This window comes from Mycobacterium sp. IDUB_39 (assembly GCF_055419205.1).
The window spans coordinates 74,335-98,281 of sequence record NZ_JBVAXF010000001.1 but is presented as its reverse complement, the minus strand read 5'-3'; the positions used below and the strand labels follow the sequence as shown (position 1 = coordinate 98,281).

Below are 23,947 nucleotides of genomic sequence, written 5' to 3'. Positions count from 1 at the left end.
GTCAGGCAGACGATGTAAGGGTGGCGCGCGCATCGCGTGCCACGGTGTCGTCTTTGCTCCTCGCGTCCGCAATGTCATAGTCGCCGAATCTGAAGTCGCGCATCTGTCGAAGATACTGGGTGGCGAAGCCCGGGTACATCGACGCGTTGAATCCGTCGGCGGTCAGATACCAGCTGTTGCAGCCGCTCATCCACGTCGTCTTGGTCAACCGCTGCTGTAGCCGCTCGTTGTAGCGGCGTTGGACGTCTTCGCGCACGTCGAGATAGCGCAGCTGATTGCGCAGGATCGTGGTGATGCCCGCGACGGCGTAGTCGAGCTGCCCCTCCACGTACACCAGCAGCGAGTTGTGGCCAGGGCCCGAGTTGGGGCCGGTCATGATGAACAGATTCGGGTAGCCGTGGGCGTTGATGCTCTTGTAGGCCTGCGCACCGCCCGACCACTCGTCGGCCATCGACCGGCCGCCGATCCCGGTGACCGGATACGGCGGACCGGACAGGTGCACGTCATAACCGGTGGCGAAGACGATCGCATCGAGGTGGTGCTCGATGCCGTCGCTGGTGCGGATGCCCACGGGGCTCATGGTGGCGATCGGCCAGTCGATGAGCTTGCAGTTGTCGCGTTGCAGCGCGGGGTAGTAGTCGCTGGAGACCAGCATGCGCTTGCATCCAGGCGTGAAGTCGGGGGTGAGCTGACGGCGCAGCCACGGATCCTTGACCTGACGGCGCAGGTGGGCCTTGCTGAGCCGGGCGACCACGCCGGTCAGAGGTGAGTCCCACACCAGTGCGGTGGCACTGGCCTCGTGGCCCCAGTACAGCGCCTGGCGGGCAAGGCGTTGTGCGGCAGGAACCTTGGCGAACAACGTCTGGGCCCGCTGGGGCGTGGCGATGTCCAACCGCGGCATCACCCAGCCCGGGGTGCGTTGGAACACCTTGACGAACGCAGCCTGTTTGACCAGTTCGGGCACGATCTGCACGGCGCTGGCACCGGTGCCGATGACGGCCACCCGCTTACCGGTGAAGTCGTAGTCGTGGTCCCACCGGGCGCTGTGAATCTTGGTGCCCTCGTAGGTGTCGATACCCCTGATGTCGGGCAGCTTGTGGTCGGGCAGCGGACCCGACGCGAGCACCACGGTGCGGGCCCGGAACGTCTTGCGGCCCGTGGTCTTGACGGTCCAGGTGCCGTCGTCCTCGTTGAAGGCCAGCCCGTTGACCTCGACGCCGAACTGGATTCGGCGGGTCAGGTCGAACTCCTCGACCATGGCCTCGATGTGGCGGCGGATCTCCTCGGCCGGCGAGTACGCCCGTGACCACGTCGGGTTGGCCACGAACGAGAACGAGTACAGCAGCGACGGGATATCGCATGCAGCACCGGGATAGGTGTTGTCCCGCCATGTTCCGCCGACGCGGTCCTCGCGTTCGAGGATGACGAAGTCGTCGACCCCGGCCTGAGTCAGTTTGATGGCCGCGCCGATTCCGGTGAAGCCGGTGCCGACAATGATCGTGTCGTAAACGCGATTCGCCACGTCAGGCCGCCGGCTCATGGGTGACCTCGTTGACCCAGCTCGGCACCGACGGCAGCAGCGGCCGCGGGTACCGGTCGGAGAGCCAGACCATCGAGTTGGCCAGCAGGTGGTAGGGGTGGCGGGGGTTGGTGACCACGCCGGCGTATTGCCGCAGGAAGCGGTAAGTCGGTACCCGCCTGGTGGATTCGCCCCGATCACCGAGTTCCTTGAACCGCTTCACGGCCTTGTACAGCCGCTCTGGTTCCATGCCCATGGCGACGATCTCGTTGCGGATCCTGTTGATCAGCGGGGCACCCATGATCGCGCCGATGATCAGACCTGGCGTGGCGTTGTGGCCGACGAAGTCGATCAGCAACCGCCGGATCTTGGCCTGTCCGATCATGTCGAGCACCTCGAAATCGACGACGAGATGCCGTGACTCGTCGTTGTTGATCTTCTCGAAGACCTGATGACACACCGGATCGGACACCTCGTCGAGCAGGAACTTCAGCAGCGCACCGTCAAGGGCGACCTCCAGCATCGGGATCACCGTGCCCAGCAGCGACAGCGGCATATCGTCGGCCCAGCGGTCCAGCCAGTCGATCGCAAGCCTGATGTTGACGTTCGGCTCGGGAACCTCGCCGTCGGAGAGCATTCCCCACCGCTGCATCAGTGCCAGCTCGGCGTTCGCGTGGCGCTGCTCCTCGGCGTGGAAGTAGCGGTAGATCTCCGCGATCGTCGGTGTCGGCGCCTTCTTGGCCAGCGCGGCGAATCCGCGGGCACCGATGTTCTCGATCCAGCACAGGTCGGCCATGAAGGCCTTGAGCTTGGGCCGCATCTCGTCGGTGATGGTCTCGGCACCCGGTGCATCCCAGTCGATGTCTGCCAGCGCCCACTGCCGGTCCTTGATCTTGGCGAGCATCGCGTCCATGTCGAGCTTCGACTTGGGGGCCATGGTTACCTCCTAGGGTGTTCTGATGCGGGTGGTCAGTCCGACGGCGCGGGTGTACACCGTCGGGGTCAAACGTTTGATGCCCCAACCGATCCTGGCGTCGGGTTGCGGCATGCAGTAGAGGCCGCCGCGGTCGTTGGTGTCGAGGCAGCTGCGGGCCACGCGCTCCGGGGAGAATCCGGTCCAGCGCATGAGCCGGTCGGCCAGCTCCGAGGACTGCTCACTGATCCGGCCCGCCGAGACGATGTTGGTCTTGACGAACGTCGGACACAGTGCGGTGACGGCGATCCCGGTCCCGGCCAGCTCCGCGGACAGCGTCTCCGACAGTGACAGCACGCCTGCCTTGCTGACGTTGTAGGCGGCCATCCCCGGTGCCGCGCCGAACGCCGCCGCCGACGCGACGTTGATGATGCCGCGTGGCCGGTCGTCACCAGTCTCGCTGGCCTCGCGCAGGATCGGTGTGAACACGTGGCACCCGTGGATGGGACCCCACAGGTTGATGCCGAGAACCCAGTTCCAGTCGTCGAGCCCGGCCTCGCCGATCGGCTGGCCGCCCGCCCCGACGCCGGCGTTGTTGATCACCAGCGATGGGGGACCGCCGAACCAGGTCTGCGCCTGCTCGGCCAGCCGTTGGACGTCGTCGATACGGGAGACGTCGCAGCGCAACGGGATTGCCTGACCGCCCGCCGCGGTGATGCCGTCGGCGGTGGTGCGCGCCGTGGCCTCGTCGAGGTCGCTGCACACCACTCGGCCGCCCCGCTTGGCGAGTTCGACGGCGAATGCGGCGCCGATGCCGCTGCCCGCGCCCGTGATGACGGCGTCGGCAGCCTTGCTGCGCCCGCGCGATCCGAGGATGCCCAACACGGTCACCCCGCGACCCGCTCGGCGTCGTGCCGGTGCATTGAGTCGGCGATGAACGCGGCGACGTGGCGCATGGCGGGCGCGGCCTCGGGGGTCAGGCGAGGCAGCGCCTGGAACACGTGCACTTGGTCGGGCCACACCTGCAGCTCGCACCGTCCGCCCGCCGCGGCGACATCGGCGGCGAGCCTACGGGCGTCGGCGACGAGCATCTCGCCGCCGCCCGCCTGGATCAGGGTGGGCGGCATCCTCCGGCCGCCCGCGACGTCGAGGGACAGGCGGGGGTGGTCGAGATCTGTTCCCGCGCAATACAGTCGGACGAGCTTGGCGGCGTCGGCCGCGCGGATCGCGGGGTCGCGTCGCAGGTACTCGCGGGTGCGGGACAGCGCGAATGTCAGATCGATGAGCGGGGAGAACAGGGCGAGCCCGGCGGGGTGCTCGATGTCGTTCTGCAACAGGAGGTCGACGGCAAGGTGACCGCCCGCCGAGTCGCCCCCGATGAAGATGCGGTCTGGGGCCAGTCCGCGCTCGGAGCACAGCCAGTCCCAACCGGAGCGGACGTCGTCGGCTGCGGTGGGGAACCGGTACTCGGGGGCGAGCCGGTAGTCGACGCAGAACACCGGCAGCCCGGTCAGCCGGGACAGCCACGCGGTCAGCCGGCGGTGCGTGCGTGGTGAGCACAGTGCGAACCCGCTGCCGTGCACGAAGTAGATCGCCCGATCGCCGGTATCGACCCCGGGGCCGCGGACCCACTCGCCGACCACGCGCCTGCCGTCGGCCATCCGGACGTCGACGGGTTCGATACGCGTGCCGGCCAGGGACGGCCCGAACGAGTTCATGATCTGGGCGACGATCCGGCGTGAGGCCCAGAGCCCCCAGGCCCGCTCGGGCGGCAGCACTGCGCTGAGTTGTCGCAGGGTGACTCCGCTGATCGCGGCAGCGCCGCGGGACCGCAGCGAGCCGCGGGTGGGCAGATCAGTGCTGGTCACAGCCACATTGGCGGGCATTCGGACCTCCGTTGGTCGAAGCGTCCCACGAGTACATCACCAATGTTGACATTAGTCAATGTCAACATTGGCTGTTAGGAGGTCTTCATCACTTCCGTTGGCCTGTGAGGATTGGGGCGCGGCCCAGCGGACCGTCGACGAGATCACCGCGGCGGCTGCGTCACCGGGTAGACGATCGGTGGCGACGGCGGCCGCTACATCTGACGACCGGCGATGTGAAGCGCTGCCAGGTAGCCGAATACGAGCGCGGGACCGATGGTGGCTCCAGGGCCGGCGTAGGTGTGGCCCATGAGTGCGGCTGAGGTGTTGCCGACCGCGTAGAGGCCGGGGATCGGTGTGGCATCGGGGGTGAGGGCGCGCGCGTGATCGTCAGTGCTGATGCCACCCTTGGTTCCGAGGTCGGCGGGCACCATCTGGGCGGCGTAGAAGGGTGCTTGGGTGATCTCGCCGAGGCTGGGGTTGGGGGTGTTGGTGGGGTCGGCGTAGTAGTGGTCGTACGCCGATTCGCCGCGGTGGAAGTCGGTGTCGTGGCCCGATCGCGCCGCGTGGTTGAACGTGTTGACCGTCTCGGTGAGAGCGTCTGGGGGAACACCGATTTCGGTGGCTAGCGCGGTGATGGAGTCCGCCGTGGTGAGCGCACCGCTGGTGAACCACGAGGGCGGTAGCGGGGTGCGGGCGGGCTTGCCGGCGAACATGTAGCGGTTGCGGTAGGTCTGATCGAAGATCAGCCAGCAGGGCAGGTTGCTGGCGGGGCCTGTGCCCTGTCCGTGAGGGCCGCCGAACATGCGATGGGTGGCCTCGATGTAGGGCAGCGACTCATTCATGAATCGTCTGCCGGTGGCGTTGACCATGATGCTGCGAGGTAGCGAGCGTTCGGCGAGGGCGAACCACGGGCCCTTGGGTAGGGGAATCGACGGTGCCCACCAGGCGTCATCCATGAGATCGGTTGCGGCACCCAGCTTTTCCGCGGCCCGGATGCCATCGCCGGTGTTGGACGCCGCGCCAAGCGATAGCGCTGGGCCGGCTGGTGACCGATGGTGGTGAGCGCGCATCTCCTCGTCGTGATCGAATCCACCGCTGGCCAGAATGACGCCGCGACGAGCGTCGATCACACGTTCGTCGGTACATTTGACCCCGGTGACGCGGTCGCCGGTCATGACCAACTCGAGGGCAGCCGTGCCGAGGTGAACTGGGATACCGGCCTGTCGAACCCCGAGCATCAGCGATCCGGCCAGAGCGCTACCCAGGCCGACGAGTTTGGCGCCGCGGGCTCGCGCGAGAGCGCTGCGGGCGGCGACCTTGAGCATGCGAACAGGCCCCCGCCAGTGCCGGAATCCGACACTGAGCCACCGATAGTCGGACTGTTGCACCACCACGTTGAGTGGTGCGCGGGTGTAGAACGGTTGCAGCGTGGCCAGGTCATCGCCGAGCCGGCGCGCGTCGAACGGACGCGGCTCGCACGAACGGCCCAGCGCCTTACCTCCCGGCTGTTCGGGAAGGTAGTCGCTGTAGCCGCGCACCCATTGCAGATTCAGCGCCGAGTGCTCGGTCAGAAAGCGCAGCGCCTCGGGCCCCCGGTCGATGTACGCGTCGATACGCGCAGCGTCTGCATCGGCGCCGACGATGGCCCGTAGATAGGTGCGCGCCGACTCGACGTCATCAGCGGGCAGGTGTCTGCGCAGTTCGTCGTTGCCCGGGATCCAGACCCCGCCACCCGAGCGCGCGGTCGAACCGCCCCAGTACTGGGACTTCTCCAGGATCACCACACTCAGGCCGTGGGCGGCGGCGGTGACCAATCTGACAGTATCCATCGATATGACAGTTACTATCATGTAGGTAGTTGGTGGCACAAGGTGGCATGATGGTCAGCTGTGAGCTCGTCCTTGCGGGAGAAGCAGCGTGAGCAGGTGCGCCGCGATATCGACGCCGCGGCGCTGCAACTGTTCGCCGAACGTGGCTACGCGAGGGTCACAACCGATGAAATCGCCGCCGCCGCAGGAGTTTCGCCAAGCACCTACTACCGGCACGTCCCCACCAAGGATGACCTGCTCCTGAGGCCGCTACGGGCCAGCAGCGCCGCAATCGTCAACGGATTCGCCTCGCACCCCGAGGATCGCGACGTGTGTGAGGGGTTGATCGACGCGATCCGCACACAAACCGGTCACGTCGACGCAGCTGAGATGCGGAAATGGCGGTCGGTGGTCACCGCAGTGCCCGCAATACTGGACAGAGTGGCTCTGATCAGCGACGCCGACCGCGCAACCCTCATTCAGATGACCGCTCGTCGCATGCGCCTCGATCCGGACACCGACTACCGGCCAGGAGTCGCTGTGTGCACCGTTCTAGCCGTCATCGAATTCGGATACCGGCAGTGGATGACGACCGCGAACGCGGAGTCGACGCTGTTGTCGTGCATCGACCAGGCCATCGCGGCGTCCCCGTATGCGACGTAGCGACTTCAGCGTGGCGGGTCGCCGCGCCAGCTGAAGCTGTTGACGTACTTGCCCATGTCCAGGGCTAGTTGGAGATTCGCCGCTGACGGCTTGCCGGAGCCGAAGTCCGGCCCGAAGGCGTGATAGGGCCCGACCGCGCCGGCCACCAGGGCCAGGTCGTCCTTCACCGCCACCATGACGATCACCCGCATCCGTGAATAGCTGGCGGTCGCACCCTGGGGCCAACAGTCCGCGACCATCCCGAACCCGGGTTGATAGCCCACCATCGCGTTGGGAATCTCGTAGGCGGTCTTGGTGTCGGGGAACGTCTTGTTCACCAGGGCGATGGCGATGTCGCGCGGGGATCGGCCGGCTGCCGGCTCGCTGAACAGCCGCATGGTGCCGCCGTCGCCGGCCTGCAGGTTCGCCGTCACGCTGTTGGGCGCGGTGGTGATCTGGTAGGCCGAGCCCTCGGCGGGATAGGCCACCGAGAAGGCGCCGTCGTCGGAGGTGAAGCGGGGATTGATCGTGACGGGCTCACCCAGTGGCGGTGCGCCGCAGTCTGGCGGGCACACGTACCGGGGCTTCGGTTTCTCCAGTGCGCCCGACAGCGCCACCAGGCCGGCGGCGACGACGGCGATGGCCAGCACCCACACGACGACGAGGCGGCGGTGCGACGTCTTGGCCGGCGGCGCCGCGACGGTGTAGGTGCCGCCGAAGACCGAGTAGCCGGGAGCGACCGTTGTCATCGGTCATCCGCCTCGGGCGTGGGGCCGGAGTCGATCCGGACCGGGCGATGATCCCGGCGGATCTGTCGCGACGACCGCGACGCCGCGTGGGTGGCCGCCCCGCACGCCGGGCAGAAGGCCATATCGGGCACGACGTGACCGCAGAACGGGCACAGGATCGGTTCGTCCTCTCGGACCTCGTCGTGGGCCTCGTGCAGCAGCGCCAGATGCAGACCGACCCGAAGCGCCAGCAGCGCGATGACGGCGATCGTGAGATGCACTGCCAGTTGCAGGAACTGGGGCACCCGCGCGACGTCGACCAATCCCAGACCGGCGTACATCGCCATCACGGCCAGAGCGAGTATGACCAGGACCAGTCGCACGTAGGTGCGGCCCTTCTCCTTCTTGTTGGCGGGTCGGGTGAACCACAGTGCCGCACCCATCAACCCGCCGACGCATGCCGCGGTGAGCGGCACCGCGATACCCCGGATCCCCGCCTCGACCATCAGCCCGTCCATCGGCCGCGCCCTGGCGATCATTCCGGTGGTGAACTGCGGTGCCAGACGGGTGAGAGTCGCCGCTCCGGTGAACATCAGCGCACCGAGGGCGCCGAGTGCGAAGCCGTCCAACGACTCTCGCGGTCCCGGCCGGAACAGTCGGACCAGCGCGGCAGGCACGAGCATCAGCAGCATGCCGCCCACGGGTATGCCCAGTCCGTCGCGAACGATGCGGGTTGCGCTGATACCCGCACCCAGCGGCACCCCGTACGAACGGGCCATGGCCGCACCAGTCAGCAGCACCCAGCCCACCCCGAGGCCGATGCCAAGAGCGGCGGTGATCACCAGGGTCACCGACGGAATGTCGCGGTGCGCGTCGGCCTCCTGCAGATAGATCAGGAATAGCAGGGGCAGTCCCAACGCGGCGACGGTGATGAGCACGGCGGGAAGCTTGAACCAGGTGGCGGCGACGAGTGCGACCAGCAGCAGGCCGAGCCCGAGCAGGAAGACCTTCCGGGATGCCGGCGGTAGTTGCGGGAACAGCGAGCTGGCGAGGTTCGGGGTCAGCAGGTGCTCACCGGGCGATGCGCTGAACGCTCTCATCCGCAACCACTTCGGGCCGCTTCGCGGGTGATCCTCCAGGTAGTCGCCGCAGTAACCGCAGAACTGCCCGGCGGGCACGTCCATCTGGCACACCGAGCACTCCATGGTGGGCCGCTCTGGATCATTGGGTTCGGACTGCGTGCTCATCGCGTCACCTTCTGCAGAATGAGGATGTTGCGAACCAGATTGTCGACGTCAGGTGTGCCCAGACCGCTGACGAGGTCATAGCCCGGCCCCGCCGTGTCGACGGCGTTACCGCCGAGGGTCACGTCGCGGAACGCGGGAAGCTGTGCGCCCTGGGCGATCCGGTAGAGCAGCGGGTTGATGTCGCCGATCAGATCGCCGCCGTTGGCGAGCAGGTACTGGTTCATCACGGCGGCCAGCCCGGCCCAGATGGGGGCCGACTGCGAGGTGCCACCTCCGACCACGTCCTGCTGATCGAGGACGATCTTCACCCCGGTGAACGGATCGGCGACGGCGGAGATGTCCGGGGTCATCCGCTTCCCGGTGTTCCGTTCGGGTGCAACCTGTTCGGTGAAACCGCGCTGCCAGGGCGGAACGTCGAAGAGCGTTGACACCCCACCGCCGGTGCCCTGGGACAGCGGCACGTCGAACCAGGCCTGTTCGGCGAGCCAGCCGCCGTCGGCGTCGGTGGACAGCGTGGTGCCACCGACGCTGGTCATCTCGGGCAGTGACGCCACCGAGTCCAGGCCGATGTCTTGTGTGCCCGGCGGAGAGTCCCAGTCATCGCCGCCCTTGCACTCCAGCCCGGCCAGATCGCCACTGGCGTTGAACGCGCTGGTGCCGTTCTTGTGGGCCGCGGCAAGTGCTGAACGCACGGGTGCCAGGTCGGCGGCGGTCAGCAGCTTGTCGCAGCCCCAGCCGATCGAGAAACTCCAGACCGCGCCGGGGAACTGGCGGTCGGTGTCCTCCAGCATCTGACCGACCCTCTGGTAGCCGCCCTCACCCTCGACGGTGGGCCGGGCGTTGACCACGACCTTCGTCGCATCGGGTGCAATGGCATGTGCCACTTCGAGATCCATCGTCAACTCACCACGTGGCTTGCCGGGCGATCCGCCCACCACCTCGGGAGTGAACTGGGGGAGCCCGTACGTGGCGGAGAAGGTGTCGAGGTCGGCCTGGTCGAACCCGTCGAACGCGAAGATGACGATCGTCTGGCCCTTGCCGGTGAAACCGGCTCGCGCCAAGTCGTCCGCGTTGTAGGTGTTGAGCAGGTCGGTCGGGCTGAGCCCGCGGTTCGGTACGTCGAGGGGGAAGTTGTCCGGTCGCGACATCCGGTGGGGCGTGTAGCTGAGGATCCGGCCCAGCTCGGTGACGTCGCCGGCCAGGGCTGTCGGCACGCGGGGTTGCTGCGGGGAGGCGTAGAACTCCTGGCCGCGTTTGCCGCGGTAGTCGTGCACCTCGACGTCGAGGGACTCCGCCACCGCTGCCGGGGCGCCCTCGATGATCGCCCAGTTGTCGCCGAGTCGCCAGCGCGCCGAGAGCCCTTGTGCCCGTGCCCATTCGATCAACGTCACCGGTCGGGTGCGGTCACGCAGGGCAGCCGTCAGCTGGACGTGGTCACCGCGGGCGGGACCGAGATCGGTCGAGGCGGCCAGCAGTGACGCGAACGGTCCGTCGATCCTGCCTGCGGCATCGGGGTTCGGCGCCGGCCGAATGTCCGATGTGACCAGGAGAGCTGCCGCGGCGACGGCGACGAGCAACCACCGCGCGGGTCTGACCCGTCGGTTGGAGGGTGTCGTCATGGTCGGTAGCGGCTGCCGAACCATCGCGGTGTTGCGCTAGCGGTGCCTCGGAAGCCGTTGTGGCTCCCGAGGCCGCGCCAGATCAGTTGTCGCCAGGAATGGCCGTCGGCGCAGGAGGCGCCTTGACCGGAGGCGTGAACAGGTTGCCGCCCGTGGGACTGATTGACTTCTCAGTGGGTGACAACGACGGGGCCGACGACGGAGTCGTGGTCGTCGTGGTCGTTTCGGGGGCCTTCTCCTCTTCGGTACCGCAGGCGGCGGTCAGGCCGATCATGGCAACGATGGCGGTACCGCCCACAGCCGCCGCGATGCGACGAGCCAGACGATTCGACTTCATGTGTGAGTCCTAACTATCCCCGAGTTCGAACACGAGTCTTCGGCGAACCGCTCGCGCGGCTCCGCACGGTCCGTGTCGGGGCCCGTACACCAGCCCCATCCCGAAGCGGGTTCTGGCGATCTTGACTTTAGCTCACCACTCATATCGGCGCACAGTCATTACGTGTGGCCTCACCAGCGATGTTGGTCACCCACGCGGCGTATCGGCGGTCCGATCCGCTTGACGATTGTCGGAGGGCGAGTGTTTACTCAGATCATCGAACACATGTTCGATTGAAGATCTGTTCAGGATGGTGCGGGAGGTGCTTCTGTGACGAGTGCCGCGAGCCTGGAGGAACGTCGGTCGAGCCGCGCTGAACAGGTAGAACACCTTCGCCGGAAGATGGCGGCGATGTCCGGGAAGGGTGCCGCTCCGGCCGGATCGGCACAGCGTACCCCGGGGCCGGCGGGTGCACTCCTGCCCGCCTCGGAAAGTTTGCTGCCGGTCCCGGATTCGCTGGCCGATCTGCTCCCAGGGGCATTGCCACGCGGGGCGGTGGCGGTGCTGACGGGCGCCCGGTCGCTGATGCTGAACATGGTTGCCACCGTCACGGCGGCGGGTGATCACGTGGCCATCGTCGGGCTGCCCGACGTCGGGCTGTTGGCGGCGGTCGAGATGGGTGCGGATCTGAGCAGGCTCGCGGTGATCCCAGATCCCGGTCCCGACCCGGTCGAGGTGGCCGCGGTTCTGATGGACGGCCTGGACCTGGTGGTGCTGGGCCTGGGTGGGCGATCGGTGTCGCCCAGTCGGGCCCGGGCGGTCACGGCACGGGCCCGGCAGCGGGAATGCACCCTGCTGGTGACCGGGGGCGACTGGCCGGGTGCGTCGGCGCGGCTGGAGGCCAGGGTCTGCGGATACGAGGTGACGGGTGCGGGGTCGGGGCCACCGGTGCCCGGATGTGGGCGGATCAGTGCGGTGAGGTTGGCGATGCGGGGTCGCGGTAGGGCAAGCGATCCCATTCGCGCAGTGGGTGGTTGACGTGGCTCACGCTCGGGTGCTGGCCATCTGGTGTATGGACTGGCCCACGGTGGCGGCAGCGACGGCGGCGGGTCTGCCTGCCACCGCCCCGGCCGCGGTGACACTGGCCAATCGCGTCGTGGCCTGTTCGGCAGCCGCACGTGCGGCGGGGGTGCGGCGGGGTCTGCGGCGTCGGGAGGCCCAGGCGCGCTGCCCCCAATTGCACGTCACCGCTGCTGATCCCGCTCGCGACGCCCGCCACTTCGAGGGCGTGACGGCCGCCGTCGACGATGTGGTGCCCCGTGCCGAGGTGCTGCGGCCCGGGCTGTTGGTGTTGTCGGTGCGCGGGGCGGCCCGCTACTTCGGGTCCGAGCAGGCCGCCGCCGAGCGCCTCGTCGATGCCGTTGCCGCGGCGGGCGTGGAGTGTCAGGTCGGCATCGCCGATCACCTGTCCACCGCGGTGTTCGCCGCGCGTGCCGGCCGGATCGTCGAGCCGGGGGGTGACGCCCGGTTCCTGTCCCCGCTGTCCATCCGGCAACTGGCCACCGAGCCCAGCCTGGCCGCGCCCGGTCGGGAGGATTTGGCGGATCTGTTGTGGCGGATGGGCATCCGGACCGTCGGCCAGTTCGCCGCGCTGTCGCGCACAGATGTGGCGTCCCGATTCGGTGCGGATGCGGTGAGCGCGCACCGGTTCGCACGCGGTGAGCCGACCCGCGGACCCTCCGGCCGGGAACCGTCACCGGATCTCGATGCCGTGCGCAACTGCGATCCGCCGGTGGACCGGGTGGACGCGGCGGCATTCGCCGGCCGGTCACTGGCCGCCGAACTGCATCGCAGTCTCGAGGCCGCCGGGATCGGGTGCACCCGGCTGGCCATCCATGCTGTGACGGAAAATGGTGAGGAGCTGCAACGGGTTTGGCGATGTGCCGAACCGCTGACCGAGGATGCCACCGCGGATCGTGTGCGCTGGCAGCTGGACGGGTGGCTGAACCGTCGCCGGGAGGACCGGCCGACCGCGCCGGTGATCCTGCTGAGGCTGCATCCGGTGGAGGTGGTGTCGGCGGCCGCGCTGCAGCTGCCGCTGTGGGGGTCCTCCGGTGATGACGACAGGCTGCGTGCTCGGCGCGCCCTGGTGCGGGTCCAGGGTCTGCTCGGTCCGGATGCGGTTCGGGTGCCGGTGCTCAGCGGGGGCCGCGGGCCCGCCGAACGCATCACGTTCACCCCGTTGGGAGACGAGCCGGTGCCCCGGGCAGACCCGACACAGCCCTGGCCCGGTCGGCTACCCGATCCATCGCCCACCGTGCTGCTCGACGATCCGGTGGAACTGCTCGACGTCGAGGGCGCCCCGGTACGGGTGACCGCCAGGGGACTGCTCTCCGCAACTCCGGCGCGTCTGACCGAGGACGGCAGATCCGAGAGCCTGAGCTGGTGGGCCGGACCGTGGCTCGTCGATGAAAGGTGGTGGGAGTCAGGGGAGCCGGAGGAGTCGTCGGCTCAGGGGAAGGGGCGCACGGCTCGCGTGCAGGTGCTGCTCGAGAACCGGAACGACACTGTCGGCCGCGCGATGCTGCTGTGTTACCGGCAGAGGAGGTGGTATCTGGAGGGGGTGTACGAGTGAGGTGCCGTCAGGACAGACCGGCGGCGAAGGGCCCCACACGGGAGATGAACCGGTCGAAGAACGCGTCCGGGTCCACGCTGACGCCGACGAGGGCGTTGGGCTGTCGGCCCCAGTGTCCGCGCCAGTCGACCACGGTCATGGCGCGAGTGAGCCTGCCCGACAGCTCCACATCGATGGTGGTCTGGCGGCAGCGCACCAGGTCGGGGTCGAGAGCCACCGCCGCGGCGAGCGGATCATGAAGGTGCGCGAGATACCCCTCGCCCTGGTCGAAGTGGAACTCGAAGTAGAACCGCATGGCGTCCTCGAGCACGCGGATCAACGGGTTGGCGGCTGCCGACAGGGTGCCGCGGTCGTCGAGCACGCTCATCGGCGCGGTCGCGGAACCCGCTGCCGCCGCGAGCCGGCTCAGGATCGCCGGTGTCATCGCGGCGTGCTCGGTGAGGTTGAGCCCCAACACGATCGGCAGGTGGGTCGGCATCTCCAGACCCCACGCCGCACCCCAGACGTTGAACACCTCAGCGGCCGACTCGGGGTCGACGCTGATATTCCACTCGGCGACCGGTGTGGTGTTGCCGCGGTAGTCGAAGGCGCCTCCCATGATCACCAGCCGTCGCAGCAGCCTGGGCAGGCGTGGTTCTGCGCGCAGGGCCAGCGCCAGGTTGGTCAGCGGTCCGGTGACCAGGCCGATCAACTCGCCCGGATACTCGTGGGCGGCCCGCACCCAGGCTTGCGCGGCGTCGTAGTCGGTCAGCCGCCCGTCCCCTGCGGGAAGCCGGGCGTACCCGAGGCCCAACGGTCCGTGGGTGTCCTCGGCGGTGCGCAGCGGTGTCGCCAGCGGGCGGTCGGCACCCCTTGACACCGGGACCCCGCTGATACCGCAGAGATCGAGAAGGCCGAGATTGTTGGCGCAAACCACGTCGACGGGGACGTTGCCCGCCGTTGACGCGATCCCGATCAGGTCGGCGTCGTCGCTGGCGAACAGGTACGCCAGCGCCATCGCGTCGTCCACACCGGTGTCGACGTCGGCGAATACGGGCGCGCTCACGCCGCCAACGATAGGGCCGAAACGACTACCAGTGCACGCCGGGGATCAGGCGGACCGCCTGCTTGATCGGACGCGGTACCCGCAGGTGCGCGCCGCTGACGCGTGCCGGAGGCTTGGGCTGGCGCATGCGCGCGGGGTCGGACGCCCCGGTGTCGTGGCCGTCGGCGGCTGTGACGCCCCGGGCCGCCGCGGAGTCCGGGTACCCCAGGTACAGCTGATGCAGCAGCCGTCGGGACAGTTTCGGGGTGAGATAGGTGCCGAAGTCGGCCAGGGTGCCCAGCGGGGTGTCGATCCGCGTGGGTTTCTCGACGAGCCCGCGCACCACCATCGCCGCGGCGTGCTCGGCGGTGATGGGCGGGACGGGATTGAGCTGGCGCGAGGGCGCGATCATCGGCGTCCGCACCAGCGGCATGTGGATGCTGGTGAAGGTGATGTGATCCGAGAGCGTCTCGGTGCCAACCACGTCGGCGAACGCGTCGAGCGCGGCCTTGGTCGGCACATAGGCGCTGTACTTGGGGCTGCTGGCCTGGACTCCCGCGCTGGACACGTTGACCACGTGGCCGAATCGACGCTCCTGCCAATGCGGCAGCAGGGCGAGCACCATGCGCACCGAACCGAAGTAGTTGACCGCCATCACGCGTTCGTAGTCGTGCAGGCGGTCGGTGGAGGCGGTGACCGATCGGCGGATGGACCGGCCCGCGTTGTTGACCAGGTAGTCGACGTGTCCGAACCGGCCGAGGATGTCCTTGACGGTGTGCTCGACGGACGCGGAGTCGGTGACGTCACAGGTGAATGCGTATGCCTGGCCGCCGGTTTGGCGGATCTCGGCGACCAGGTCGTCGAGTGCCGACGCGTTGCGGGCCAGCGCGAAGACGGTGGCCCCGCGTTCGGCGATCGCGATCGCCGACGCGCGTCCGATACCGCTGGACGCGCCGGTGATGATGACGTGCTTGCCCACCAGCGGCCCGCGCGGATCATCGCGTCGCGCCCGGTCGGGGTCGAGGTGCTGCGCCCAGTACCGCCACAGCCTCGGCGCATACGTCGAGAACTGCGGGACCTCGATTCCGGTGCCGCGCAACGCCTCTGTGGTGTTCTCGGCGGTGAACGTCGGTGCCAGATCGACCACGTCGAGGATCTCGCCCGGGATGCCCAGCTGAGTGGCCACCATATTGCGCACGATCTTGACCCGGCCGCCGACCTTGAGGAAGGGGGTCGCCGTGGCGCTGGGGAGCGAGCCACGAAGCGGCGGCAGTCCGGCCTCTTTGGCGATCCCGCGGTAGATGCCGCGCAGACCCGTCGTCTTGGGTGCGGTGAGATGGAACGTCTGGCCGTCGCGGCCGGGGGTGTGCACGAGTTCGACCAACGCGTCCGCCACATAGTCGACCGGCACGATGTTGGTGCGGCCGGTGTCGGGCAGCACGATCGGGGTCAGTGACGGCAGCTTGGCCAGCTTGGCCAGGATGGGGAAGAAGTAGTACGGCCCGTCGATCTTGTCCATCTCGCCGGTGCGCGAGTCCCCGACCACGACGGCGGGACGGTAGACGCGGTAGCGCAGCCGCGGCGCAGACCGCACCAGCGACTCCGCCTCGAACTTGGTCTGGTGATACGGCGTCGGGAGATCCTGGGCGACGTCGAAGTCCTCCTCGGTGTACTCCCCGGGAAAGGTGCCCGCCACTGCTATCGACGAGACGTGGTGCAGTGTCGCGTCCAGCCGGACGGCCAGGTCGATTACCGCGCGGGTGCCGTCGACATTGGCGGCCCGCTGGGTGGCGTCGTCGGCGGTGATGTCATAGATCGCCGCGCAGTGCACCACGTGGTCGACGGCGCCCAGCTCGCCCAAAGCCTCATCGCTGAGCCCGAGGCCATCCGCAGTCAGGTCGCCGACCAGCGGTTTTGCCCGTTCGCCCCAGGACTGTGCCAGCCGCTCGAATCGCTCGAGAGACTCTCGTCGCACCAGCACCCACACCTGGGCGTCCTCGGAGCGGGACAGAATTCGGGACACGACACGGCGACCAATAAACCCGGTACCGCCGGTAACGACATAGCGCATGCCAGCCATGGTCACCCTCAATCAGGCAAAGGTCAACAGGCTGTGACCTGATCGGGGACGTGGTCGAAGATCGCCAGGGCGCGGCCGATAACGTCTGAGACAGCCACGTCCCCGTGCCCCCAAAGGGAGAGACCACATGCCGATCAACCCCAACGCCATCGGTGCCAAGAGCGCGCCCCAGCCATTCGAGTGGACCGACCGCGAGACCCTTCTCTACGCGCTCGGCGTCGGTGCGGGCGTCAACGATCTGGCGTTCACCACCGAGAACAGTCATGACATCGAGCAGCAGGTCCTGCCGACGTACGCCGTGATCGCGTGCCCGGCGTGGGGTGCAGTCGGCGAGGTCGGCACCTTCAACTTCGGCATGCTGCTGCACGGCAGCCAGCAGATCCGCCTGCACGCACCGCTGCCGCCGGCCGGCAAGCTCAACGTGCACTCCGAGGTCGTCGACATCCAGGACAAGGGCGAGGGCAAGAACGCCATCCTGGTGTTCAAGGGCGTCGGCACCGACCCGGAGACCGGAGAGGTCGTCGCCGAGACGGTGTCCACCGCCGTCATCCGCGGCGAGGGCGGTTTCGGTGGGCAGCAGGGCGAACGTCCCGTCGCTCCGGTGTTCCCCGACCGCGAACCCGACGCGACGGTCGCGCTGGCCACCACCGTCGATCAGCCGCTGATCTACCGGCTGTCCGGTGACCGCAACCCGCTGCACAGCGACCCGTGGTTCGCCCAGACACTGGCCGGGTTCCCCAAGCCGATCCTGCACGGGCTGTGCACCTACGGCGTCGCCGGCCGCGTGCTGGTCGCCGAACTCGGCGGCGGTGACGCGACGAGGATTCGCGCCGTCGGCGCGCGCTTCACCTCACCGGTGTTCCCGGGCGAGACGCTGACGACGTCGGTGTGGCGCACCGAGCCTGGCCACGCGGTGTTCCGCACCGAGGCCGCCGAGGCCGACGGATCCAACGCGCGCGTAGTGCTCGATGACGGCACCGCCGAGTACGTCGACTGAGGCTGGGAAGCTAGCTCAGCTCACGGCACGCGCAAGCGATGCCAGTGACTCCTCGATGAAGTCCGGGCCGAAGACCGGCGCCCCGATCTGGTCGCGGAAGTCCTGCGATGTGCCGGACCAGTCGTAGGTGAGCGTGACGTCGGTCCCGGAGCCGTTGGGCGCCAGGTCATAACGCCACCACCAGCCGCCGGGAGCGTGGTTTCCCGACTCGTCGAGCTGGCCGGGCAGCCAGCCGATGGTGCGGTCCTGATCGAACTCGGTGACCAGGTTGTGCATGACGTAGTGGCCACCGGCGGCGTCCAGGAACATGTTGACTGCGAAGAGCGTGCCGGTGCCGTTGATCGGTTCGGTGTCCACGGCGTCGCGGACCCAGTCGCCGGGTTCGGTGTCCTTGTGCCGGGTCGGGTCGGCCAACACCGCGAAGACCGCCGCCGGGCTCGCGGGGATGGTGCGGGTGACGACGTAGCGTTCGCGGGTCGGCGCGCTCATCGGGCGGCTCCGTTCGGGCCGTAGAGCCTGGCGACATCGGGGGAGTCGAGCCACTTCGAGTAGGTCGGTGACTTGGGCCAGCCCTCGGGTGAGTCCTGCCATTCCTCCTGGCGGCCCCACGGCAGGATGTCGACCAACGGGAAGGTGTAGCTGAGTTGCTCGGTGCCGCGACCGTTGGTGTGCCACGTGCGGTACACCGCTTCTTCACCCGACGGACCCGTCGCGCGTAGGAACACGTTCACCCCGAATCCCTCTCCGGGGGGCGCGTCGACGTCGGCGCCGAACGAACTCTCCGACGACGAGTACCAGTCCATCTTGTTGCCGACCTTGGCCTTGTAGGCCAGTGCCTCTTCGATGGGCCCGTTGGTGACGATGACGAAGCGGGCGTCGTAGTTGTCGAGGCCGCCCAGCCGGGCGAACTGCGAGGTGAATCCTGTGCAACCGCCGCACTGCCATTCCGCGCCGTCGGTCCACATGTGGTTGTAGACGATCAACTGGGAGCGGCCGTCAAAGACGTCGGCCAGCTTGATGGGGCCGTCCTCGCCGATGAGGGTGTAGTCGGGTAGTTCGACCATGGGCAGGCGACGGCGTTGCGCGGCGATGGCATCGAGTTCGCGGGTGGCGGCCTTCTCGCGTCGGCGTAGGTCCTCGAGTGCGGTGCGCCAGGTGTCGTTGTCGACCACCTGGGGGAGCGAGGTGGCGGTCTTCTCGGTCACTGTTCCTCCAGAGTCGTTGGGTCGTGCTGCTCTGATGTGTTGACCGGCGCCGCGCGCGGAAATCATCGCGGCGGGCTACTCGATCTTGGTGCCGTTCCAGTCCAGCAGTGTCCAGCCGTCGGTCGGGTTGCCGCGGACGACGACCTGACCGGTGTTCGGCAGGGGCTGGGTCTCCGCCAGCTCCAGCGGCGGATCGACGACGTTCATCATCGTCCAGACGGCGATGGACCCGCCGTGCGCGAACGCGACCGGCCGCTGATGGCCGCTGCGGTAGATCTCGTTCACGGCGTCGGTGAAGCGGGCGTTGAACTCGTTGCCGTCGATCGACCCGGGGATGCGGGCGTCACGGTCGCCCTTCATCCACTGGTTCAGAGTTTGGTAGAAGCCGGAGGCGCCGTCCTGTTCGGGCTGTCCCTCGAAGTCGCCCGCCTCGATCTCGCGCAGGCCCGGCAGCACGACGATCTGCTCGCGGAGATCGTCGGCAAACGGTTGTGCCGTCTGCTGGGTCCGGATCATGGTCGAGGCGTACACGCCGTCGTGCGGGCTGCGCAACAACGCGACGGCGGCCTCCTTGGCCTGTTGTTCACCGAGCGGTGTGAGAGACGGGCCGGGGACTGACGTGTCGGCGCGGCCGCTGGCGTTGCCCTGAGATTCGCCGTGGCGGACGAACGTGATGGTGATGTCGGGGTCGGCTGCAGCAGCGGGTGCTGCGGTGAGGCAGGCGGCGAGCATCAGGGTGGCGAGGGCGCCGAGTGTGCGGCGTGGAGTCGACATCACCTGAACCTATCGTCTCAACCTTTGTCTCAGGTCGACACGGTGCGTGTCGAACATCTGTTCGATAGACTGGAGGCGTGGGTTGGCACAACGGACCGCCGAGTTGGGCCGAGATGGAACGAGTCCTGGGTGGCAAGCCCCGCCGGGCGGGCATGCCACTCGAGGAGCCCGCGGGCGACGGCGGTGACAGCCCGGCCTGGTCGCGCAAGCGGGGTGCCTACGAGCCGGTGGACCGGCCCGCGGGCACGGGGTCGTCAGTCCCGTACGCCGAACTGCACGCCCACTCCGCGTACAGCTTCCTCGACGGTGCCAGCACACCCGAGGAACTCGTCGAGGAGGCCGCCAGGCTCGGCCTGCGGTCCATCGCGCTGACCGATCACGACGGGCTCTACGGGGTGGTGCGGTTCGCCGAGGCCGCCCGCGAACTCGACGTGTCCACGGTGTTCGGTGCGGAACTGTCGCTGAGCAACGTCGCACGCACCGAGGAGCCCGATCCGCCGGGACCGCACCTGCTGGTACTGGCGCGTGGGCCGGAGGGATACCGGCGGCTGTCACGCGAACTCGCCAGGGCGCACCTGGCTGGCGGGGAGAAGGGCAAGCCGCGCTACGACTACGACACGCTGGCTGAGGCCGCGGGTGGGCACTGGCACATCCTCACCGGATGCCGCAAGGGTCATGTCCGCCAAGCACTCTCGACCGGCGGGCCGGAGGCGGCCGAGGCCGCGCTCGCTGATCTGGTGGACCGGTTCGGCGCCGACCGGGTCAGCGTGGAGGTGACCCGGCACGGTCATCCGCATGACGACGAGCGCAACGCCGTGCTGGCCGGGCTCGCACCCCGCTTCGGGGTCGGCGTCGTCGCCACCACCGCCGCGCACTTCGCCGAACCCTCACGGGGCCGGCTGGCCATGGCGATGGGTGCCATCCGTGCGCGGAACTCGATGGACGAGGCGGCGGGGTGGTTGGCGCCGCTGGGCGGATCGCATCTGCGCTCGGGGGAGGAGATGGCGCGACTGTTCTCGCATTGTCCCGAGGTCGTCACCGCCGCAGCGGATCTCGGTGAGCAGTGCGCGTTCGGCCTGGCGCTCATCGCCCCGAGGCTGCCGCCCTTCGAGGTGCCCGACGGACATACCGAGGGAAGCTGGTTGCGGCACCTGACGATGACCGGCGCCCGCAACCGGTACGGTCCGCCCGAACGGGCCGCGCGCGCGTACGCGCAGATCGAGCATGAACTCAAGGTCATCAACCAGTTGAACTTCCCGGGTTACTTCCTGGTGGTGCACGACATCACCCGGTTCTGCCGCGACAATGCGATCCTGGCCCAGGGCCGAGGATCGGCAGCGAACTCGGCGGTCTGCTACGCGCTGGGCGTCACCAACGTCGACCCGGTCGCCAACGACCTGCTGTTCGAGCGATTCCTCTCGCCGGCGCGCGACGGGCCGCCCGATATCGATATCGACATCGAATCGGACTTGCGGGAGAAGGCGATTCAATACGTCTACGACCGGTACGGCCGCGACTACGCCGCACAGGTCGCCAACGTCATCACCTACCGGGGCCGTAGTGCGGTGCGCGATATGGCCCGCGCGCTCGGATTCTCCCAAGGCCAGCAGGACGCCTGGAGCAAGCACATCAGCCGGTGGAACGGCCTGCCCGACTCGCCGGATGTCGAGGAGATCCCGAAGTCGGTGATCGATCTGGCGTTGCAGATCAAGAACCTGCCCCGGCATATGGGCATCCACTCCGGCGGCATGGTGATCTGCGACCGGCCCATCGCCGACGTGTGCCCGGTGGAGTGGGCGCGCATGGAGAACCGCAGCGTGCTGCAGTGGGACAAGGATGACTGCGCGGCAATCGGTTTGGTGAAGTTCGACCTGCTGGGCCTTGGCATGCTCTCGGCTCTGCACTACGCCATCGACCTGACCGCCGAACACAAGGGCATCGAGGTCGACCTGTCGAGGCTGGATCTCTCCGAGGCGGGCGTGTACGAGATGCTGCAGCGCGCCGACTCGATCGGGGTGTTCCAGGTGGAGTCCCGCGCGCAGATGGCCACGCTGCCCCGGTTGAAACCGCGGGTGTTCTACGACCTGGTGGTCGAGGTGGCGCTGATCCGGCCCGGGCCCATTCAGGGCGGGTCGGTGCACCCCTACATCCGGCGCCGCAATGGGGAGGAGGCGGTCACCTACGACCACCCGTCGATGGAGCCCGCGCTGCGCAAGACGTTGGGAATACCGCTGTTCCAGGAGCAGCTCATGCAACTTGCCGTCGACTGCGCGGGCTTCTCCGCGGCCGAGGCCGACCAGTTGCGCAGGGCAATGGGGTCCAAGCGCTCCACCGACAAGATGCGCAGGCTGCGCGACCGCTTCTATGACGGCATGCAGACCAGACACGGCATCACCGGCGCGGTGGCCGACCGCATCTACGAGAAGCTGGAGGCCTTCGCCAACTTTGGCTTCCCCGAGAGTCATTCGTTGAGCTTCGCCTCGCTGGTGTTCTATTCGTCGTGGTTCAAACTGCATCATCCGGCGGTGTTCTGCGCGGCATTGCTGCGGGCGCAGCCGATGGGCTTCTACTCGCCGCAGTCGTTGGTTGCCGATGCGCGGCGCCACGGTGTCGTCGTGCACGGACCGGACGCGAACGCCAGCCTTGCGCACGCCACGTTGGAGAACTGCGGTCTCGACGTCCGGTTGGGACTCGGCTCGGTCCGAAACATCGGCACCGACCTGGCCGAGCGCATCGTCGACGAGCGAAACACCAACGGGCCGTTCATATCCCTGGTCGACCTCGCTGGCCGGGTGCAGCTGTCGGTACCGCAGACCGAGGCGCTCGCCACCGCGGGGGCGCTGAACTGCTTCGGAGTGTCCCGGCGCGAGGGGCTGTGGGCCGCGGGGGCCGCCGCCACCCAGCGACCCGACCGATTGCCCGGCGTCGGGTCGTCATCGCACGTCCCGTCGCTGCCGGGGATGACGGCGCTGGAACTCGTCGCCGCCGATGTGTGGGCCACCGGTGTCTCGCCGGACAGCCATCCCGTGCAGTTCCTGCGGGAGCGTCTCGAGCAGCTGGGCGTGGTGCCGGCCAATCGGCTGTTGTCGGTGCCCGACGGCACCCGGGTCCTGGTCGCGGGCGCGGTGACGCATCGGCAGCGCCCGGCGACGGCGCAGGGGGTGACGTTCATGAACCTGGAGGACGAGACCGGAATGGTCAACGTGCTGTGCTCGCGCGGCGTGTGGGGACGGCATCGCAAGCTGGCGCAGACCGCGTCGGCCCTGGTGGTGCGCGGGATCGTGCAGAACGCGACCGGGGCCGTCACCGTGGTCGCTGACCAGATGCGCCCCATGGACATGCGCGTGGCCTCGAAGTCGCGCGACTTCCAGTAGCCGCGCAGACGCGCCTGCGAGCTGTCCCCTGATCGGTGGACATGGGATTCACCCGGTGCATCCACCGGTCGCCCGACAGACCCCGAGTCGAGATCGCGACATAGTTGTCTCATCGCCGGAACACACCGGCAAGCAGACCAAGAAGTCAACTCGCACAGAAGGATTCACGACATGACCACCACCATCGCCCGCATCTTCGTCCTCCCGATCGTGGCCGCCGGCATCTTCGCCGGTGCGGTCCTCGGAATGTCCGGTATGGCCCACGCTCAGAGCCTCGGCGGCCAGGAGCCCAGTGGCCCCGGCAACATGTTCAGCCCGCAGACCTACGCCGACCCGGCGCCGACGGTCATGCCGGGCTGGTACCACAACCACGGCCCCGCCTACATCACGTACCTCACCGGCGGGGACGAGGCCTAAACCATCACACCCACTAGCCCCCTCCCGAAATGGGAGGGGGCTCACTGGCGTCGCGGCGAGGCGTCATTAACACCTTGTTAATGACTGTCTTGGGCGCGAATGTAGTCTCCGGTGATGACGCCTTCGAACCCCCTGAACCTCACTGTCGATGAACTCCTGACCACCACCCGCTCGGTCCGCAAGCGTCTGGACTTCGACAGGCCGGTGCCGCGCGAAGTGATCATGGAATGCCTTGAGCTGGCATTGCAGGCGCCGACGGGATCCAACGCGCAGGGCTGGCAGTTCGTCTTCGTCGAGGATGCCGAGAAGAAGAAGGCGCTCGCAGACATCTACCGCACCTTTGGCACGCCGTACCTGGATTTTCCGCCGCCCGAGCGTGGCGACATTCGTGACGAGCAGATCGGTGCGGTGACGAACTCCGCGAAGTACCTCAACGAGAACTTCGAAAAGGCACCCGTGCTGATGATTCCCTGCCTCGAGGGTCGGCCGGAGGGTGCGTCGGCGGGCATGTCGGCGTCGTTCTGGGGGTCGCTGCTGCCGGCGACGTGGAGCTTCATGCTGGCATTGCGGTCGCGTGGCCTCGGCTCGGCGTGGACGACGCTGCACATGATGGACGACGGTGAGAAGAAGGCCGCCGAGATCCTCGGGATCCCGTTCGACCGGTACACCCAGGGTGGGCTGTTCCCGATCGCCTACACCAAGGGCACCGACTTCAAGCCCGCCAAGCGGTTGCCCGCCGAGCAGCTCGCCCACTGGAACACCTGGTAGATCGCCTCAGATG

At 68.1% G+C, this 23,947-nt stretch carries 21 protein-coding genes; 7 read left to right on the top strand and 14 right to left on the bottom strand.

The genetic code is table 11. The features are described from left to right. Position 1: 1 nt before the first annotated feature. From ACZY0X_RS00465 to kstD, 5 genes are all read right to left on the bottom strand, one after another. Positions 2-1,540: a flavin-containing monooxygenase gene (locus ACZY0X_RS00465; RefSeq protein WP_463767660.1), complete on the bottom strand. Its 1,539-nt coding sequence runs from the start codon at positions 1,538-1,540 to the stop codon at positions 2-4. Beyond that, complete coding sequence (locus tag ACZY0X_RS00460) at positions 1,524-2,456, bottom strand: ferritin-like domain-containing protein (RefSeq protein ID WP_463767659.1); 933 nt, start codon at positions 2,454-2,456, stop codon at positions 1,524-1,526. Before ACZY0X_RS00460 ends, ACZY0X_RS00465 begins: the two co-directional genes overlap by 17 nt. A 9-nt stretch (positions 2,457-2,465) precedes the next feature. Beyond that, positions 2,466-3,314, bottom strand: coding sequence for an SDR family NAD(P)-dependent oxidoreductase (locus ACZY0X_RS00455; RefSeq protein WP_463768715.1), 849 nt, complete (start codon positions 3,312-3,314; stop codon positions 2,466-2,468). Positions 3,315-3,319: 5 nt separating this feature from the next. After that, positions 3,320-4,318, bottom strand: a complete 999-nt coding sequence (locus ACZY0X_RS00450) for an alpha/beta hydrolase (protein WP_463767658.1) — start codon at positions 4,316-4,318, stop codon at positions 3,320-3,322. A gap of 194 nt (positions 4,319-4,512) precedes the next feature. Then, a complete protein-coding gene (gene kstD, locus ACZY0X_RS00445; protein WP_463767657.1) occupies positions 4,513-6,129 on the bottom strand; it encodes a 3-oxosteroid 1-dehydrogenase in 1,617 nt (538 codons plus the stop codon). Between the two features lie 60 nt (positions 6,130-6,189). Between kstD and ACZY0X_RS00440 the strand changes: the two genes are divergently transcribed. Next, positions 6,190-6,771 carry a TetR/AcrR family transcriptional regulator gene (locus tag ACZY0X_RS00440; RefSeq protein ID WP_463767656.1) on the top strand — a complete coding sequence of 194 codons (582 nt, stop codon included), beginning with the start codon at positions 6,190-6,192 and terminating at the stop codon, positions 6,769-6,771. Positions 6,772-6,776: 5 nt separating this feature from the next. On the opposite strand, the gene ACZY0X_RS00435 is transcribed toward ACZY0X_RS00440, so the two are convergent. The 4 genes from ACZY0X_RS00435 to ACZY0X_RS00420 form a co-directional block, all read right to left on the bottom strand. Next, complete coding sequence (locus ACZY0X_RS00435; protein WP_463767654.1) at positions 6,777-7,499, bottom strand: hypothetical protein; 723 nt, start codon at positions 7,497-7,499, stop codon at positions 6,777-6,779. After that, the gene (locus ACZY0X_RS00430) at positions 7,496-8,725 is read right to left on the bottom strand and encodes a zinc ribbon domain-containing protein (RefSeq protein WP_463767653.1); all 1,230 of its coding nucleotides are present in this window, start codon (positions 8,723-8,725) and stop codon (positions 7,496-7,498) included. Before ACZY0X_RS00430 ends, ACZY0X_RS00435 begins: the two co-directional genes overlap by 4 nt. Further along, a complete protein-coding gene (locus ACZY0X_RS00425) occupies positions 8,722-10,344 on the bottom strand; it encodes a S53 family peptidase (protein ID WP_463767652.1) in 1,623 nt (540 codons plus the stop codon). The genes ACZY0X_RS00430 and ACZY0X_RS00425 overlap by 4 nt, the downstream gene beginning before the upstream one ends. Positions 10,345-10,426: 82 nt before the next feature. Next, complete coding sequence (locus tag ACZY0X_RS00420; RefSeq protein WP_463767651.1) at positions 10,427-10,681, bottom strand: hypothetical protein; 255 nt, start codon at positions 10,679-10,681, stop codon at positions 10,427-10,429. A 309-nt stretch (positions 10,682-10,990) separates the two neighbouring features. On the opposite strand from ACZY0X_RS00420, the gene ACZY0X_RS00415 reads away from it, so the two are divergent. After that, on the top strand, positions 10,991-11,698 hold the full coding sequence (locus ACZY0X_RS00415; protein WP_463767650.1) for a hypothetical protein: 708 nt from the start codon (positions 10,991-10,993) through the stop codon (positions 11,696-11,698). 34 nt (positions 11,699-11,732) lie between these two features. After that, complete coding sequence (locus tag ACZY0X_RS00410) at positions 11,733-13,295, top strand: DNA polymerase Y family protein (RefSeq protein ID WP_463768714.1); 1,563 nt, start codon at positions 11,733-11,735, stop codon at positions 13,293-13,295. Positions 13,296-13,302: 7 nt separating this feature from the next. Here ACZY0X_RS00410 and ACZY0X_RS00405 read toward each other — a convergent pair whose 3' ends face one another. Then, positions 13,303-14,340, bottom strand: coding sequence for a nucleoside hydrolase (locus ACZY0X_RS00405; RefSeq protein ID WP_463767649.1), 1,038 nt, complete (start codon positions 14,338-14,340; stop codon positions 13,303-13,305). A 25-nt stretch (positions 14,341-14,365) separates the two neighbouring features. Further along, the gene (locus ACZY0X_RS00400; RefSeq protein ID WP_463767648.1) at positions 14,366-16,390 is read right to left on the bottom strand and encodes an SDR family oxidoreductase; all 2,025 of its coding nucleotides are present in this window, start codon (positions 16,388-16,390) and stop codon (positions 14,366-14,368) included. A gap of 136 nt (positions 16,391-16,526) precedes the next feature. On the opposite strand from ACZY0X_RS00400, the gene ACZY0X_RS00395 reads away from it, so the two are divergent. Then, the gene (locus ACZY0X_RS00395) at positions 16,527-17,396 is read left to right on the top strand and encodes a MaoC family dehydratase (protein ID WP_463767647.1); all 870 of its coding nucleotides are present in this window, start codon (positions 16,527-16,529) and stop codon (positions 17,394-17,396) included. A gap of 15 nt (positions 17,397-17,411) precedes the next feature. Here ACZY0X_RS00395 and ACZY0X_RS00390 read toward each other — a convergent pair whose 3' ends face one another. The 3 genes from ACZY0X_RS00390 to ACZY0X_RS00380 form a co-directional block, all read right to left on the bottom strand. After that, a complete protein-coding gene (locus ACZY0X_RS00390; RefSeq protein WP_463767646.1) occupies positions 17,412-17,885 on the bottom strand; it encodes an SRPBCC family protein in 474 nt (157 codons plus the stop codon). Continuing rightward, positions 17,882-18,601: a DUF899 domain-containing protein gene (locus ACZY0X_RS00385; RefSeq protein WP_463767645.1), complete on the bottom strand. Its 720-nt coding sequence runs from the start codon at positions 18,599-18,601 to the stop codon at positions 17,882-17,884. The genes ACZY0X_RS00390 and ACZY0X_RS00385 overlap by 4 nt, the downstream gene beginning before the upstream one ends. Before the next feature lie 75 nt (positions 18,602-18,676). Then, positions 18,677-19,375 carry a histidine phosphatase family protein gene (locus tag ACZY0X_RS00380; RefSeq protein WP_463767644.1) on the bottom strand — a complete coding sequence of 233 codons (699 nt, stop codon included), beginning with the start codon at positions 19,373-19,375 and terminating at the stop codon, positions 18,677-18,679. Positions 19,376-19,452: 77 nt separating this feature from the next. On the opposite strand from ACZY0X_RS00380, the gene ACZY0X_RS00375 reads away from it, so the two are divergent. The 3 genes from ACZY0X_RS00375 to ACZY0X_RS00365 all read left to right on the top strand — a co-directional run bounded on the left by ACZY0X_RS00375 (position 19,453) and on the right by ACZY0X_RS00365 (position 23,934). After that, positions 19,453-22,749, top strand: a complete 3,297-nt coding sequence (locus ACZY0X_RS00375; RefSeq protein ID WP_463767643.1) for an error-prone DNA polymerase — start codon at positions 19,453-19,455, stop codon at positions 22,747-22,749. 171 nt (positions 22,750-22,920) lie between these two features. Continuing rightward, the gene (locus tag ACZY0X_RS00370; protein WP_463767642.1) at positions 22,921-23,166 is read left to right on the top strand and encodes a hypothetical protein; all 246 of its coding nucleotides are present in this window, start codon (positions 22,921-22,923) and stop codon (positions 23,164-23,166) included. A 114-nt stretch (positions 23,167-23,280) separates the two neighbouring features. Further along, positions 23,281-23,934: a nitroreductase family protein gene (locus ACZY0X_RS00365; RefSeq protein WP_463767641.1), complete on the top strand. Its 654-nt coding sequence runs from the start codon at positions 23,281-23,283 to the stop codon at positions 23,932-23,934. Positions 23,935-23,947: the final 13 nt, after the last annotated feature.

Excerpts from the sequence above, each read along its gene's own strand:
- ACZY0X_RS00410 (WP_463768714.1), top strand. The coding sequence starts at position 11,733 with ATGGACTGGCCCACGGTGGCGGCAGCGACGGCGGCGGGTCTGCCTGCC.
- ACZY0X_RS00435 (WP_463767654.1), bottom strand. The coding sequence starts at position 7,499 with ATGACAACGGTCGCTCCCGGCTACTCGGTCTTCGGCGGCACCTACACC.
- ACZY0X_RS00395 (WP_463767647.1), top strand. The coding sequence starts at position 16,527 with ATGCCGATCAACCCCAACGCCATCGGTGCCAAGAGCGCGCCCCAGCCA.
- ACZY0X_RS00430 (WP_463767653.1), bottom strand. The coding sequence starts at position 8,725 with ATGAGCACGCAGTCCGAACCCAATGATCCAGAGCGGCCCACCATGGAG.
- ACZY0X_RS00365 (WP_463767641.1), top strand. The coding sequence starts at position 23,281 with ATGACGCCTTCGAACCCCCTGAACCTCACTGTCGATGAACTCCTGACC.
- ACZY0X_RS00390 (WP_463767646.1), bottom strand. The coding sequence starts at position 17,885 with ATGAGCGCGCCGACCCGCGAACGCTACGTCGTCACCCGCACCATCCCC.
- ACZY0X_RS00425 (WP_463767652.1), bottom strand. The coding sequence starts at position 10,344 with ATGACGACACCCTCCAACCGACGGGTCAGACCCGCGCGGTGGTTGCTC.
- ACZY0X_RS00460 (WP_463767659.1), bottom strand. The coding sequence starts at position 2,456 with ATGGCCCCCAAGTCGAAGCTCGACATGGACGCGATGCTCGCCAAGATC.
- ACZY0X_RS00450 (WP_463767658.1), bottom strand. The coding sequence starts at position 4,318 with ATGCCCGCCAATGTGGCTGTGACCAGCACTGATCTGCCCACCCGCGGC.
- ACZY0X_RS00465 (WP_463767660.1), bottom strand. The coding sequence starts at position 1,540 with ATGAGCCGGCGGCCTGACGTGGCGAATCGCGTTTACGACACGATCATT.
- kstD (WP_463767657.1), bottom strand. The coding sequence starts at position 6,129 with ATGGATACTGTCAGATTGGTCACCGCCGCCGCCCACGGCCTGAGTGTG.
- ACZY0X_RS00420 (WP_463767651.1), bottom strand. The coding sequence starts at position 10,681 with ATGAAGTCGAATCGTCTGGCTCGTCGCATCGCGGCGGCTGTGGGCGGT.
- ACZY0X_RS00380 (WP_463767644.1), bottom strand. The coding sequence starts at position 19,375 with ATGTCGACTCCACGCCGCACACTCGGCGCCCTCGCCACCCTGATGCTC.
- ACZY0X_RS00400 (WP_463767648.1), bottom strand. The coding sequence starts at position 16,390 with ATGCGCTATGTCGTTACCGGCGGTACCGGGTTTATTGGTCGCCGTGTC.
- ACZY0X_RS00370 (WP_463767642.1), top strand. The coding sequence starts at position 22,921 with ATGACCACCACCATCGCCCGCATCTTCGTCCTCCCGATCGTGGCCGCC.